Here is a 14449-nt window from a genome sequence, read left to right as displayed (position 1 = left end):
CAGCGTTGGGAAGTCGGCGCGATGCAGCGATCTCGATCGAGGCTTGCGTCATCAGCGAGCTTAGCGGGCTGCTGCGTCCACTGACGCTAGTCTCGTAAGGGCGCGTCTGCGTCTTCCGCATCCTGCAAAGGCGAGCTCCATTTGTAAAAGAGTCGGGCTAAGCGATTTGGGATTTCTCAGAAAATTCCAGAAATCGAGCTGATGATGCAATCGAAATGAGTTATGCGGAGTCCACCTTTCGCGTGATGGAAAAACGGGATTTCCACGACGTATTTATTCGCGCGCTCGTGTGGCGGCCGCTAAGAACGTGGGAACTACACCAATAATGAGTAGCGCTTCAGTCTTGGATTCTGCAAAAAACTGCTGTTTTCCCTTGCGACACCCCTGACTTTTTTACATTTATCTAGCATCTGCATCCCAAGGCCAATTCATAGCTCGTGCATTCCTTTTGCATGAAAGTAACCTTCGGCTAATTCGGATTCCATGGCGATGCGTTATTGGCGCCGTGCGCTGCCCTAGTATATCTTGGCATGACAGTGAATTTCAAGAACTCTGCACTTATATTAATAAAAGGATCTTTATAGGAGTGCGCTGATGTTATCAGTGACTAAATTAAATCCGGATTTTGACCGAGTATTATTATCGCTATCGATCTACGCGAAAATCCTTCGATAAAGAGAAATTGAAATGAAACTGGACGTGCCGTTTGCTTTTTTGATTTTGTTCTGCTGCGGGAATGCAAGCGCGCAGGTATATAGTTCTAATTATTACGGTGAAGAGGCCAGGAAAGCGCAGGAGTTCGTGCCACTTAGCACCGATGATGATGTCGCGAGGGTTAATCTACAAGATGGATCTATTTCTTTCGATTATAACGATATCGATTTCACGGTAAGCGATGAGCTCAGCCTGAGCTTTGGGAGAACGGCCGGATTAGGTGGACCGGCTGGTTTCGCAACCTGGGATCTTAATGTCCCTTATATGGTCGGAACGTACAGCTCTAATGAAGGATGGAATGCTGGATCTAATGATGGAAAGCGCTGCTCGTCAGGAAATTTCGCACCTAAGCCTGCTGGATCAGCGGTAGGGGCGTTAAGCGGTAACAACTGGTGGCGTGGGGTCCAGATTTACATGCCCGGCAAGGGATCTGAAACCCTTCTCAACATAGACGATGGAGCCCCGGCACCCCAAGATGGGAACCAATATTACGGCGTCACGAAATCGCATTCGCGCGTCCGCTGCCTAAGCTCGATTAAGAATGGATCTGGAGAGGGTTTTGTCGTAGTAACCGCGAGCGGAACGAAGTACTTCTTTGACTGGATGTCAACCCAGCCGCATTACTCAATATCGGGGATGGTTGGGCAATATCAAGGATTATGGCTGAGCCTATCAAAAGTTTTCCTTCTGGCGACAAGGGTAGAGGATAGGCATGGTAACTATATAACCTACAATTATAGCGGTGCGCACAATTCGAGCGCTAAGCTTATATCCATTTCGGCAAGCGACGGATCACAGGTCGAGATCGAATACGACCAAGATAGGGTGAGGTTCGCCAGGCATGAGCAGCGATCGTGGGAGTATAGATATGCTCGCATAGATTCGCGGTATGAGACCTTGGGGCTTAGCGAGGTTATAAATCCGGATCAAAGCCGATGGACGTTCTCGGGGCCTATTGGCTCTCTCGACGCCCACATAGACGGGAGGGCCGCTGGACAGTTTTTCCAAACCCATTGTGCCTTGCCGGCTAAAATATTGGGTACAGGTTATGTGGGGTATTCAGCGGCAAACACAAGGGGCTCGATCCATATTAATCACCCATCAGGATTGGAAAGTATTTATGACGTTGAGTTATCTCACACAGGCATAAATCAGGCTCCGGGTTATTGCGTGATGGACACGGTGACTCGATATAAAAGCACCATGGGGGTGCCCTTCGCTTATCTCCATTATGCGATTAAATCGAAATCATTGGCTGGTCCCGGATTGGTTCGAAGCACGTGGGAGTATAGCTACGATCAAAGTTGGTCCTTTGCAGGGGCTGCCTCTAGCTCAGACAGATCCAGGACTAACATAATATCTCCTGACGGCACCAAGGTCGTTTATGAGTTTGGCAATGTATTTTCGACCAATTTCGGGCAGTTGCTCGTCAAGAATGTATACCAAGGATCGCAAATCTTGCGTCAAGAGAAATTCGAGTATGTACAGGAATCACAAGGGCAGCCGTTCCCGGATCGAGTGGGTGAGATGCCTCACAGAGCAACTAATGGAACGGCTGTTGGGTCATGGGGCAATGATTTTTGGTTTAAGAATAGGCCGCTCTCAGCCAAGACAATCGTTGAAAGCAACGTCACGTTTAGAACGAATTTCAGTGAATTCGATTATTTTGCACGTCCAGCTAGGATCGTAAAGTCTTCCACCGGCAACTGACCGGTGGTCATTCGGGCTAATGCGGCTTGGGTGTTTGGCAGGCGCTGGGACTTGTGGGGCTGGCATTTATCTTCGCGAGGCGATAGAAGGATGCAGCCGTCCGGTCACCAAAAAATCCAAGGCCTAGCCAAAGCGAAATTCACTTAGGGCATGAATGCGCTTGATGTCTATGCGCGCCTACGAGCATCACAGAGTCTAGCGCCCAATTCCATAAGGATGGAAATGAACAAGCAAAAGCTGTATTTCCACTCATTCTTGATAGCCGTGGCGCTTTATTCAATTTCCGGTATTGGGGTAGTAAATGCTCAAAGCTACTCACGCACTGAGACGATTACCTATCATGACAATATGACCAAATGGGTTTTGGGTCAGGCGTCCAAGACGACGGCCAACGGCGTCGTAACGACTGACACGACCTACAGTGCCAATGCCCAGCCCCTCACAACGAAAGCGTTCGGCAAGCTGCAACAGACTTTGACTTACAACACCGACGGCACGGTCGCCACCGTCAAGGACGGCAACAACAACGTGACCACGCTGTCGAGCTGGTACCGAGGCATCCCGCGGAGCATCCGGTATCCCGGCGGCAGCACGCAGTCGGCAGTGGTCAGTGCCGCCGGCTGGCTCACCCGCGTCACCGACGAGAACGGGTTCGCCACTAACTACACCTACGACGCGATGGGGCGGCTGGCTAGCATCGCCTACCCGACCGGCGACAGCACCGCGTGGAGCACGACCACGCAGGTGTTCCAACCTGTGGCCAGCGCCGAGTACGGCATTCCAGCCGGTCACTGGCGGCAAACGGTGATTACCGGGACCGGTAGGAAGATCAGCTACTTTGACGCCCTGTGGCGTCCCTTGCTGGTGCGCGAGTACGACACGGCCAACGAGGCCGGGACGCAGCGCTTCCAGCGTTTTACTTACGACCACGCTGGGCGTACCACGTTTGCCTCGTATCCGAGCGCGGCCAGCAGCCCGACGACCGGCACTTGGAGGGAGTACGACGCGCTCGGTCGGGCGACATCGGTGTCGCAGGACAGTGAACTGGGCCTGCTGACGACGACGACTGCCTATCTGAGCGGCTTTCGGACCCGGGTCACGAGTCCGAAGGGCGCACAGACGACGACGGCGTACTTGGCCTGGGACCAGCCAACAACGGACTACCCGGTGACCATCACCCACCCAGGTGGGGCCTGGACCCACATCACCCGTGACGGCTTCGGCAAACCGACGCAACTGCGGCGCAGCAACAGCAGTAGCCCGACGGGCGGCACGGTTGCGGTCAACCGCCGTTATGCCTACGACGCCAACCAGCAGCTGTGCCGCGTCCTCGATCCGGAAACTGGCGCGACCCTGATGGGCTATGACGGCGCCGGCAACTTGGCGTGGTCGGCATCCGGCTTGTCGACATCTACCGCCTGTCACGCGACCGGGCTGGTAGCTCCCATCCAGCAGCATCGGATCGGGCGAACCTACGATGCGCGCAACCGGCTACTGACGCTGACATTCCCGGACGGACTGGGCAACCAGGCCTGGACCTACACCCCCGACGGTCTGCCAGCCAGCATTACCACCCAGAACGCGACCGACAGCAGCGTACCGGTCGTCAACGCTTACAGCTACAACCGTCGGCGCCTGATGGTCGGCGAGAGTATGTCGCTGGCCGGTTCTACGCCGTGGGCGATCGGCTACGGCTACAACGGCAACGGTCACCTAGCTTCGCTTGTCTATCCGTCCAGCCTGACGGTCGCCTACGCGCCCAACGCCCTAGGCCAGCCAACGCAGGTGGGCACATTCGCCAACGGGGCAACTTATTTTCCCAATGGCGCGCTCAAGCAGTTCACCTACGGCAACGGCATCGTGCACACCCAGGCCCAGAACGCGCGTGGCCTGCCGACGCGCCGCATCGACTGCGCGGTAGCGGGGACGTGTGCGACGGCTAACCGGAGGCTGGACCTGCAGTACACCTATGACAGGCACGGCAACGTCCAGCAGATTGTCGATCACGTCAACGGCCGGCAGACCCGCGGCATGAGCTATGACACCTTGGACCGTTTGATACAGACCACGTCCAACATGTTCGGCACGGCCAGCTATGCGTACGACGTGCTGGACAATCTGAGCACGGTGCATGCCTCGAGCGGTAGCCATGCCCGAAACCACACCTACGTCTACGACACGGGCAACAGGCTGAGCCAGGTACGACAGACGGTGGGCGGGGCGGCCGTAGCGAGTCTAGCCTACGACATCCGGGGAAACCTGAGAACGAAGGGGGCCCAAGGCTACGAGTTTGACTTCGGCAACCGGCTGCGGGCTGCGACGGGCAAAGAGACCTACCACTACGACGGCCACGGCCGACGGATACGGGCACGCACGAATAGCACCAGTTACATTACCTCGCAGTACGCCAACTCAGGCCAACTGCTGTACCAGCAGAACTACCGGCAGGCGAAGCGCTCGGAGTACATGTACCTCGGCGATAGCCTGGTGGCATTCCGGGAGACGCCGCATGGATCGACCGCCAGTACTGTCAAGTACCAGCACACCGACGCGCTGAGCACGCCGATCGCGGTGACGAATGCGGCGAAGGCGACGATAGAGACGAGTGAGTACGAGCCGTACGGACAGCTGGTGAACAAGGCCGCATTCGATGGGCCGGGGTTCACGGGCCACGTGCAGGATGCGGCGACCGGGCTGACGTACATGCAGCAGCGCTACTACGATCCGCAACTGGGCGTGTTCCTGTCTGTCGATGCGGTCACTGCCTCCAGCAATCCGGTCAGCCAATTCCATCGATACCGCTATGCAGGAAGCAACCCTTATATATTCATTGATCCAGACGGAAGAGAGCAAACCTTCAAGCTCAACTACATTAGAGAAAATGGGACACCAACAGCAGCCCAGCAAGCTGAAGTACTTATGTCTTTAGCCTGCGCGTGCGACGCAGGATATGTAGCTCCAACTGGAAGTGGTGCCGTTCAAGGAAGCGTTACTCCATTTGAAACTGCTGTTGGATCTGGTGCGACTCGGGCGGCAGCATTGGTTGGTCAGGCAGCTAATGCTGTCAGAGGCCTGATTTCAAGGAGTTCCGCTAGTGGAATTGCGAATCCTGTACCGGCGACGATGGCCCGTGTGATACCCGAAGGGGTGCCGGCGACTAGCTTGGGGCCGCCAGGTGTTGCTGATGTTTTCGTTACAGCGGCAGATGATATTGCTGGCATGAACGCTGCCCAAATTGCGGGAAGGCTTACCATTCCCCAAAGTAACAGCGGGTTCCGGGTTATCGAATTCGCGAGTCCCGGGCCAGGCGTCGCCTCACCTGTCTTCAGGAGCAACCCGGGGTTTGTTGGTGGTGGGCGGACTGCAGGGGGCGCGAGAGAGTTCGTCGTACCCAATCAGAGGATTCCATCCGACGCAAGGCAAAGGATAGTTGAATGAAGATTCCCAAAGAGGAAAGTCTTATTACAGGTCGTTGGGTACTGGAAGATGGGCGTCCAGTTGCCGACGAAAATTGCCGTCGAATCGAACTCCTCGTTCGTGATCATTTAAAAGAGGTAGCAAGAGACGATAGCGGATGGAATATTATTTATCTTGATCCACGTGACGGTAGACTGTGGGAGTTAAATTATCCCGAAGCAGAATCGCACGGAGGAGGGCCACCTCAACTTCAGCGCGTGACTGCCGAAGAGGTTGAAAAAAACTACCCCGGGTCGAATTATTCTTCGACGGCGTAACGGCGAAGTTTAATCCTCTGGACCTTTGAACGCGTTCAAGCAGTTTTATCCGGTGGGCCTGAGAACTTACTGTTCCGGCAGAATATGAGCAGTAGGGTCCTCAAATACCTTTTCAGTTGGGAGAGCCGTTCAGAGCTCGAGCAGGGTGAGCCTCGTCCGACGCCATGGGAGACAGGTGGCCATTGTGCTCATGTCGGTTGTCGCGACCTACTGAAGCGTCCTCGTTCTTTCGAGTCATTCGAAAGTAGAGGTGGTGGGCGAGTGTGCCATCGCATAGCGCATCGGTGGCATGCCGCCGAGGGTGCGATGCGGACGTTGCTAGAAGCAACTCCACTCGCGCTCATGTGGTGCCAGTGGCAAGCACGGCTGGAGCGAAGCTGAGAAGCGGGGCTTCGGCACGGAAGCCCGGAAGCTCGACAGTCCTAGGACGAGCTTCGATTGGCCGCGAGGGGGCTGTCACCACTCCGATTGCGCCTTTACAAGCCGACAGTCATGCTTGAGCGTCGGGGGCGCCGCAAGCCTCTCTCAAGGCTTGCGACGCAGAGGAGATACAACGGGGGAACTATGGACGAGCTCGACTTTGCAATCATTCATTCGCTTGAGAAGGCGCGGGGTGCGTCTTCTGCAACCGTGCGGGCTCGCACCAAAGTTCTTGATGTTAGGAAGCCGGTAATCAGGGGCTTGGCTGAGACTTTGGCCAAGCTTGTCGGCAAGGACGGTAGCGCTGTTTACTGGGGGCAGTTCGGCACCAATCGTCGCGAGGGCCTGTTCCCTACACACGTAAAGAACTTAGCTTCCGAGTGCACCGAGGAGGCATTCTTCGCTCTGTCAGAGGTCGCAATGGAGGAGCTCCGCGTTAAGGCATCCGAAGAGAGCTTCGCCACTGGCGGACACGTGTGCTTCTTCCTGTACCGCGTCCAGTCGATGAGCTTCTTACTCGTCGCGATGGTTAAGGAGCGGGGAGGGATGGTGCTCACGGATGACATGGAGCCCACAGAGATCACGGAGATTGATCTGTCCAAGCTGCACCAAGCAGCTCGGGTCAACATCGATCGGTACCGCGCGTTCCTTACGACCTCAGGTCAGGATGCTGGAGCTGTTGCTGCTGGGCCGGAAGACAGTACAGAGAAGACCTATCTCTGCTTCATCAACCGAAAGTCCCAGTCTGATGTCGCTGGTTACTTTGTCGAAGCGCTTGGTTGCGAGAAAGGTGTCGCTTCGGGACGTACCACAAAGGCGGTTGTTACTGAGATACGCAATTTCGTCCGATCGGTCCCCGAGATTAAGGACGTGGCGCCTGCAGTTCGCCTTGCTGTGATCGACTACCTGCAGTCATTGGAGGATGGTTCCCTCGTTTCTCTCGATAAGGTCGTTGCAGTGGCCCGCAATGCCGTGGGGGTTGAACTAGAGGAGCATGTCGCCGGCCTCAAGGATCATCTGAACAGCGATGGCGTTCAGATCCCTGACGAATTTCCGGTAAGCGCGACGGCGTTGCGAACCTACACCCGCATTTCGGCCAAGTCTTCCCGGTGGCAGATCAGCTTTGAGAATGGTGCGCTCGGGGTGGATGACGCTGAGATAATCTATGACTGTGTCGAGAAGAGCTTGAAGCTTACCCAGCTGCCACATGAGATGATCAAGAAGGTCGAAGACACATTGGCGGCTCGTGCACAACTGCTGTCAGGCGCCTCGGAAGGCTAGTCGTATGTTTGCGGATGTGGTGACGCTTTATCGGGAAGCTCAGCGCCCTGCACTGGATGCAGGGCGATTCGCTTTCGTTGGAGTGGCCACAGCTTCATTGAGAGCAGCTATTTCGCGTTGTGAGTCATTGGGTGACACCTTTGGCCGCTTCGAGGACGGCCCCAACTGGTCAGGCGATAGTGTCGAGTTCTCGTGGATCGTGAGTGCCAATGAGCACGGGCGATTCTTTGCGAACGTGTCCGACTTGGTCGATCGCTCGCAGTCACTGAGTCGAGGAAAGCGTCCGCAGAACTTCTACCTCATCGAGGAGGACTACTTCTCGACGGAAGCTGATGTGCCAGAGCAGCTAGAGCACGCGTACGAGTTGTGCGAGCTAGTGCAGCACCTCGGGAGTATCTCGCTATCCGCAGATGTCAGCTCATCAACTCACCCCAAGGAGATCATATTCGTGATCCCCGCCGGGGAGAAGGCGCCTCCCAGGACGCTGACGCTTCTTACTCGATTGGACTCATCAGCCCTTTCTGTAGGTCCGCTAGACCTCGCACCATTGCGAAGACTGGTCGCTGGGGACGCTAGCAACGCTCTGCATAGCCATGAGCTCCGTGGTCTGTTCCGCTTGGCGGTTGCCGACGCGGTGGGCCGGGCCCCTACTAGCGATAAGGCGTTCCTTTTTCTCGTCAAGAACTGGCCCGAAGTTCTCGAGAAATACTCTTTCGACGTCGACTGCTATCTAAGCAACTTCTCTTTCGAGAAGGTGCGACTCGAGATTGCTCAGATGGAATTGGACTTCTCAAGCAGGCTCAGCTCAGTCCTGGGGGATAGCGCGGCGAAGTTCCTTGCGCTCCCGGTGCCGATTGCCGTGCTCGCAGCCATCTACAAAGTTGATGGAGTAGTCGAGTCTTACTTGCTGTTCTTTGGCTCCTTTGTGATCGTCATGCTGTTCTCAGGGCTGATCTACAACCAGCTCCTTCAGCTGAATCGCATTGGCCACAGCTATGACGTCATCACCGACCAGTTCAACAAGAAGTCGAAGAGCTACCCGGAATCGATTACTACCCGTCTGAGGGAGGTGCAGAGAGGCGTTTCTAGACAACGATCTTTTTTGCTCCGCATCCTCCGGATTTTGCGAATAATCGCTTGGATTCCAATCTTCGCGTCCCTCGCATTGCTCGCCTGGAAGTTCCACCCTGGGTTCCAGGCATGGATTGGTCATGTGACCTGAGAGAGACGCCAGTTTTGGAAATTATCGAATTGGTGGTGGCCGGTCGGAATCGGCTGCGACCGTCGCTGTTTACCCCATCATGTGAGGACGTCCGCTTTTGGCCGAAAGCGGACGTCGGTTATCCAGTTGCTGTCTATGACCGTCCCCAGCCAGAAGCGGATAGCCTAGAGCACACAGTTCCGCAGTTGTTGCAGAACTATGGGGTTCTTCGGGTGGGACGGCCTCACTTGTCGCCAGTTGGGCAGCCCAAAACGACGGCGCATCGTTCGATGGCAGCAAAGCGCGTGGATGTGTCCACAACGCTGTTTGCGATCGCCAGCACCCGCGTCGCGAAGCAGGTAGCCATAACGCCACGCCCGCCCCTGTCATCGGCCGAGGTGACCGATGCTCACGGGTCCGGCTTCAGCCGCCGCCTGAAACGCTCACCAGAACACCGTCACGAAACGACAGGCGCAGCGAAGGCGCCCCCTGGCCGACCGTTTCGCCATCCTGATTCAGCCCGGCCCGTCCGGCTAGGCGCTCTGTAGCCGTCACCCGCTGGTGGACTACGCCGACGTCCAATGCGGCCCCTGTCTTACGCTGGCTGATAGCGTTCCCAGTATTGCCGCCGATCGCAGTGCCGACATCGCCGACCGCACCCAAGGCGCTGTTCGCGGCCTGGCGCAAGCCGCCCCACATGCCCCGTTTCGGCGGTGCATTTGCAGCCGAGTAATACCAGCTCTCATAGTGAATCGGCTTGTTGTCCGAGGACAGTTCGGAGTTGCGCTCAATGCGGCGCTGTTCGGCACCAAGCAGTGCCTCTGCTTCGGCCGAGGTCGTCACGCCCAACTGGAGGCGATCGCCCCAGCACTCGCTGTTCTGCCAGCAAGAGTCCGCCTGAGCTAATCCGGCGAGCGGCAGCAGGGCCAGTGCGAGCCCAAGCGCCAATGCATTTCCCCGCGAAGAACTGATCATCTTATTCACTCTGAACCTCTGTTTGGTTTTTGGTGAGCGGCTTTCTTGGAACCATCCATTTCACGTGTAGGGTGCGCTTGCCGTGTCGCAAGTTAAGCGCCCAGGAACCGCAACTTCTTGAGCCGCAGCCCGCTGTCCGGATGAGCATTCAATGCTGTGCTTGCCCCAAGGTGCAACGACAATGACTGGCGCGCCGCTCTCTGCTGCTAATGCAGTGGCAAGTGCTACGGATGCTAGCTGTGCACCCAAGCGGCCCTGAAACACCTCGTGATGCAGATCCTCTGCGTAAACCTCGAACCGGCCGTTTTCGATCTCTTTCACTTCGATCATCTCGGCACCTCCTGTGTCTCAAACAAGACTACAAGTGCCTGCCTTCCAGGCCATCAGGAATCTCTGACGCTGCTGTAGGTGTTTGGCCAAGCCGGCCATGCCTATGCGTTACTAGCAGCTCGCGGTCGCGACCACCTTTAATCGAAGCCCGCGTAGCAGCTATTGGCTCGTGATTGTCCACTCTGGGTTCTTGACACCTCTGCGCGCCATTCTCTTCTGCAGCGCTGATGTGTTCATGCGCCCGCCTTTAGAGCTGTGTCCGGAAGGCGAGTCACGCGGGGCGCCCTTCCCTGTCGCAATCGGGCAGCTGTTCCGGGATGCAGTGCTTACCAATGTAACCAGGCCACGCTATCAGAGCGCAGGGCGGGGCCCTAGCGCAGGAAGGCGAGCGCTGCACAAAAGATCCCGAAGGGATGTATCTGAATCACTCCGGGTCAAGACAGAGAAAGAGCGGGAGATCCAGGACCTAATTGCCGAGTGAAACGGACGGAAGCTCGCCGACAGCGAAGAGCAGCTGGCAAAGAAGTAACCGATGACGGATGAGCCAATGTAATGGTGTAAGCGATGGGTTCTACCCCGTTTCCGCGGACGGTTTGATTAAGGCTGAAAACGCCCGGTCACGCCGAGCTACTCTACGGCGCATGCGCGGGTTGTGGAATCGCTCGAGGTAATCAAACAGGTCCGCACGCGCTTCGTCGCGGGTCCGGTAGTGCCGGCGGTGAACGCGCTCACGCTTAAGTATTCCGAAGAAGCCTTCGCATGCGGCGTTGTCGGCGCAGTGGCCCACTTTGCTCATGCTGCTCACCGATGCATTTCCGCCCAGGAACTTCTGGTAGGTGCCGCTGATGAACTGCCCACCGCGATCCGAATGCAGGATGACTTCGGCGCTGCTCTGCCGTTGCCACACCGCCATCTGCACCGCGCGCACGACCATGTGACGGTCCTGCCGGTGATGCATCGACCAGCCCACCACCAGCTTGCTGTAAAGATCGACCACCACGCACAGATACAGCTTGCCTTCCACTGTCGCGATCTCGGTGATGTCGGTGACCCACTTGGTGTCCGGTTCTCTGGCATTGAAGTCGCGATCGAGCCGATTCTCGATGCCCACCGGGCGTGCGACTGGCTTGCCGCCGAAGCGACGCTTCCTGCGCCGGGGCCATCCCTGCAGATTGGCACCCGCCATCAGCCTGGCAACGCGATTGAGACTGATCTGTTCGCCCTCGTCCACCAGATCCTCGTGCATGCGCGGCGCGCCGATCACGCCGCCGCTGTCCTCGTGAATCTGCCCGATACGCGCAAGCACACGCGCGTTTGCGCGCGCCCTCGGCCCCGGCTTGCGGCCGGTCCAGCCGTAGAAGCCACTGGTCGACACGTCCAGGCAGCGGCACATCATTCCGATGGAATAGTGGCTGCGGCAGCGCTCAATCACCGCGTACCGTTCGGTGACTGCTTCGCGAAGTACGCTGCCGCGTCTTTTAAAAAATCCCGTTCCTTGGTCACCCGCGCCAGCTCGCGCTTGAGCCTGGCGACGTCTTCATCCCGGGGTGTGCCGCCGCCGGGAAACGCCTTGCCGCCCTCGGCCTCCCGCACCCAGCGGGTGAGCATGTTCGGATTGACCCCCACTTTCAAGCCGATCTGACGACAGCTCGTCTTTGATCGCCGGACCAAATCAACCAGCTCTCGCTTGTACTCGGGGCTGTAACGCTTGCGCTTCGACATGGACAATCCTTTTGCTCAGTGTGAGCCTTGGTGGATGTGTCCGCGAAATCGGGGTAGAACCCCTTTGTATCCGTGCAGACGGCGACTACAGCCAGATTTGTCTGCTGAATGGGCGCAGCGAGCTGCACGACAAATCCTTGACCGCGCTGACAGTCGTGCTGCCGCCCGATTTCGTTCGTTGCCACCGCTCTTGCCTGGTCAATCTGCGTCATGTTCGTTCCTTGCATAGCGGCTCAGGCAGCCGCTACTGGCTTGTCATGGCGAACGGAAAGGAGCTGCCCGTTGGTCGCGCTCACGTCGCGGGTTTGCGCGGCGAACTTGCTCTCGAATGAGCACAAGCTTCCAACGTGCACCGCCGATAGTGCTGCCTAACCCCTGCCTTGCTACGTCCGATTTCGGCCAGAAGCGGACGTCGGGCACTTGTGTGTACCATTCACACGCCTTACCGGATCTGTTAACCCACGCGCGAGCTGACCGATCGGGCTGATCGTGTTGTTACAACCCACAGCAGGGAAGGCCAACGCTGAGTCAGAAAATTTATAACTTTTCTCCCTGCCAACATCCGGTCAAAAAGGCCGGTAGTCGGAGACTTTAATGCTGGTTGCACATCGGATTGGCGACTGCCCCAGATGCGGCCATAACGTGTTTGGCAATGTACTGATCTCGGGCAACCTGTTGCTGCGAGGATGCGGACGCTGCACTTACAGCCAAGAGATACCACTCCGCCGATTGCGCAAAGAGGTTCTCTACCTTGACCAATCTTTTTTCAGCGGAGCGTTCAGAGCCCGAGAGAATCGTTACGTTCGCCTGTTCGAGCGCATCTCCCGCTTGGCCTCCATGCAATTGATGACCGTTCCCCGGTCGTCAGTTCATGATTCGGAAACTAGGCTCTGGGTGGATGCAACCCACCTGCGAGATTTCATCAAACGGGCAAGCAGGGGCAGCAGGTTCGAGCACAGCTTTCGAGTCGAGCGCGACCAAATTTTTCGCGGCTTCCGAAGCTGGAGAGCTAATGAGCCCACAGGCCAACTCTTGCAAGAGGAAGTTTTAGCGCCGAGTGCTCATGAATGGGACAGCTACCTTCATGTCGATGTACAGCTGCCCGATGGCGGCGTTGAGGAAGAGCGAGAGCTGAAGCGCCAATCGATGGAGAACCTCATCGCCCTTTTTGACGAGTGGCGCGAGTCCGAATCAACCTTCGAAGAAGACGTTGTTGGCGAGGTCGCGGGGGCAAAGCGAAAGTACTTGGCCCAGTACGGCGAGGCTATCCAACGTGCATTCGAAGGTGACTTCGACCACATCATCAATGGGACCGTGGGCGTTTCGATTGTCCAAGGCATGCGCCTGCAACTACCGCGAGAGATGGGGGTACTTGATCAAATTCGCACGTGCGCAGCTTTCTTTGACTCTCAAGCTTTCGCGGAACTTCCCGTCCAATACGTTCGCTCAAGGGCGTACGCTGCTCTAAAGGCTCAGGTGAAAGCCGGCGCTTTTAGGAACGTCGCGAGAGCCCGCACGAAGTTGAAAGGGTTCTATACCGATGTCGAACACGTTGCACAGTACGCACCCTACTGCAATGCAGTTGCTCTAGATCAACCGATGGCTGCGTTGATGAACTATCCAGGTCTAGAGCTAGAGAAGCGATACGCTGTCCGAGTCTTCAGTCTTAACAATCTTGCAGAATTCCACGCATGGCTGGATGGGGTGGAAGAAGCGATGCCTGCAGAGCATCAGATAGACCTAGACCTTGCCTATCCCTAAGGCCAGCAAGGCAGTAGGGAAGTTGCACCGTCCCGCAATGGGCAACGGCGCTCTCGCGGCGTGGATTTTCCGCCACCCATGCCCGCTTCCGGCCAGAAGTGGACATCCAGAATGACCCCTTATACCGGGCGCATCTGGTCCGCGAGGCTACGTGTCTTCTCTGTGAGTTCGGTGCCAGTGTGCAAAGTCGACTTGCGTTCGATCAGCATGACGTGGCACTCGTTCTCAGCGACTGGGTTGTGCCGAACACCTTTGGGAACGACAAAGGCGTCACCTTCACCAAGTACCACTTTTCTGTCTTCCATCTCAATCGTCAGCGAGCCCTTGAGGACATAGAAGAGTTCGTCTTCGTTTTCGTGGCTGTGCCAGGTGAGCGAGCCTTGCACCTTGGCGACTTTGACGAACGAATCATCGAGTTCCGCAACCACGCGCGGTGACCAGTTCTCGATAAGACCGGCCGCGACCTTCTTGGGCGAGACAACGTCTGTCATTGGAAATTTCTCTATTGAGGGAATTTTGCCCACGCGAACCAACTGAGCATTCGCCTGAAATGGGTCTTGCGATACGTAGCGCTTTATGGCTTCCAGTTTCCTAATGCGGA

The 14449-nt window shown here is 56.7% G+C and carries 11 protein-coding genes; 7 read left to right on the top strand and 4 right to left on the bottom strand.

The features are described from left to right. Window positions 1-687 precede the first annotated feature (687 nt). From J2X52_RS01530 to J2X52_RS01510, 5 genes are all read left to right on the top strand, one after another. A complete protein-coding gene (locus tag J2X52_RS01530) occupies window positions 688-2424 on the top strand; it encodes a hypothetical protein (RefSeq protein WP_310147705.1) in 1737 nt (578 codons plus the stop codon). 222 nt (window positions 2425-2646) lie between these two features. After that, window positions 2647-5862 (top strand): polymorphic toxin type 10 domain-containing protein, encoded by a 3216-nt coding sequence (locus J2X52_RS01525; RefSeq protein WP_310147703.1) that lies wholly within the window; start codon window positions 2647-2649, stop codon window positions 5860-5862. Beyond that, the gene (locus tag J2X52_RS01520; RefSeq protein WP_310147702.1) at window positions 5859-6158 is read left to right on the top strand and encodes an Imm27 family immunity protein; all 300 of its coding nucleotides are present in this window, start codon (window positions 5859-5861) and stop codon (window positions 6156-6158) included. Before J2X52_RS01525 ends, J2X52_RS01520 begins: the two co-directional genes overlap by 4 nt. A gap of 564 nt (window positions 6159-6722) precedes the next feature. Beyond that, on the top strand, window positions 6723-7859 hold the full coding sequence (locus tag J2X52_RS01515; RefSeq protein ID WP_310147700.1) for a nucleoid-associated protein: 1137 nt from the start codon (window positions 6723-6725) through the stop codon (window positions 7857-7859). Between the two features lie 4 nt (window positions 7860-7863). Then, complete coding sequence (locus J2X52_RS01510) at window positions 7864-9081, top strand: hypothetical protein (RefSeq protein ID WP_310147698.1); 1218 nt, start codon at window positions 7864-7866, stop codon at window positions 9079-9081. Between the two features lie 402 nt (window positions 9082-9483). Here the strand turns inward: J2X52_RS01510 and J2X52_RS01505 are convergent, their stop codons facing one another. From J2X52_RS01505 to J2X52_RS01495, 3 genes are all read right to left on the bottom strand, one after another. Continuing rightward, window positions 9484-10044, bottom strand: a complete 561-nt coding sequence (locus J2X52_RS01505) for a hypothetical protein (RefSeq protein WP_310147696.1) — start codon at window positions 10042-10044, stop codon at window positions 9484-9486. 51 nt (window positions 10045-10095) lie between these two features. Further along, window positions 10096-10365: a hypothetical protein gene (locus tag J2X52_RS01500; protein WP_310147694.1), complete on the bottom strand. Its 270-nt coding sequence runs from the start codon at window positions 10363-10365 to the stop codon at window positions 10096-10098. 571 nt (window positions 10366-10936) lie between these two features. Further along, window positions 10937-12087 (bottom strand): IS3 family transposase gene (locus tag J2X52_RS01495; RefSeq protein WP_310147692.1). Its coding sequence is split into 2 segments (ribosomal slippage): window positions 10937-11844 and window positions 11844-12087, totalling 1152 coding nucleotides; the frame shifts between segments, so codons are not numbered across the junction. Between the two features lie 20 nt (window positions 12088-12107). Here J2X52_RS01495 and J2X52_RS01490 point away from each other — a divergent pair. Both J2X52_RS01490 and J2X52_RS01485 read left to right on the top strand, forming a co-directional pair. After that, window positions 12108-12419, top strand: coding sequence for a LytTR family DNA-binding domain-containing protein (locus J2X52_RS01490; protein WP_310148793.1), 312 nt, complete (start codon window positions 12108-12110; stop codon window positions 12417-12419). Between the two features lie 262 nt (window positions 12420-12681). After that, entirely contained in the window at window positions 12682-13848 is a 1167-nt protein-coding gene (locus J2X52_RS01485) for a hypothetical protein (RefSeq protein WP_310147690.1), read from the top strand. A gap of 119 nt (window positions 13849-13967) precedes the next feature. Here the strand turns inward: J2X52_RS01485 and J2X52_RS01480 are convergent, their stop codons facing one another. Further along, window positions 13968-14339, bottom strand: a complete 372-nt coding sequence (locus J2X52_RS01480; RefSeq protein WP_310147689.1) for a cupin domain-containing protein — start codon at window positions 14337-14339, stop codon at window positions 13968-13970. Window positions 14340-14449 lie beyond the last annotated feature (110 nt).

Source organism: Luteimonas sp. 3794 (assembly GCF_031456825.1).
Taxonomy (GTDB): Bacteria; Pseudomonadota; Gammaproteobacteria; order Xanthomonadales; family Xanthomonadaceae; genus Luteimonas.
The sequence above is the reverse complement of the archived record's forward strand: the minus strand, read 5'-3'. Positions and strand labels throughout refer to the sequence as shown.

Excerpts from the sequence above, each read along its gene's own strand:
- J2X52_RS01530 (WP_310147705.1), top strand. The coding sequence starts at position 688 with ATGAAACTGGACGTGCCGTTTGCTTTTTTGATTTTGTTCTGCTGCGGG.
- J2X52_RS01525 (WP_310147703.1), top strand. The coding sequence starts at position 2,647 with ATGAACAAGCAAAAGCTGTATTTCCACTCATTCTTGATAGCCGTGGCG.
- J2X52_RS01520 (WP_310147702.1), top strand. The coding sequence starts at position 5,859 with ATGAAGATTCCCAAAGAGGAAAGTCTTATTACAGGTCGTTGGGTACTG.
- J2X52_RS01515 (WP_310147700.1), top strand. The coding sequence starts at position 6,723 with ATGGACGAGCTCGACTTTGCAATCATTCATTCGCTTGAGAAGGCGCGG.
- J2X52_RS01510 (WP_310147698.1), top strand. The coding sequence starts at position 7,864 with ATGTTTGCGGATGTGGTGACGCTTTATCGGGAAGCTCAGCGCCCTGCA.
- J2X52_RS01500 (WP_310147694.1), bottom strand. The coding sequence starts at position 10,365 with ATGATCGAAGTGAAAGAGATCGAAAACGGCCGGTTCGAGGTTTACGCA.
- J2X52_RS01485 (WP_310147690.1), top strand. The coding sequence starts at position 12,682 with ATGCTGGTTGCACATCGGATTGGCGACTGCCCCAGATGCGGCCATAAC.
- J2X52_RS01480 (WP_310147689.1), bottom strand. The coding sequence starts at position 14,339 with ATGACAGACGTTGTCTCGCCCAAGAAGGTCGCGGCCGGTCTTATCGAG.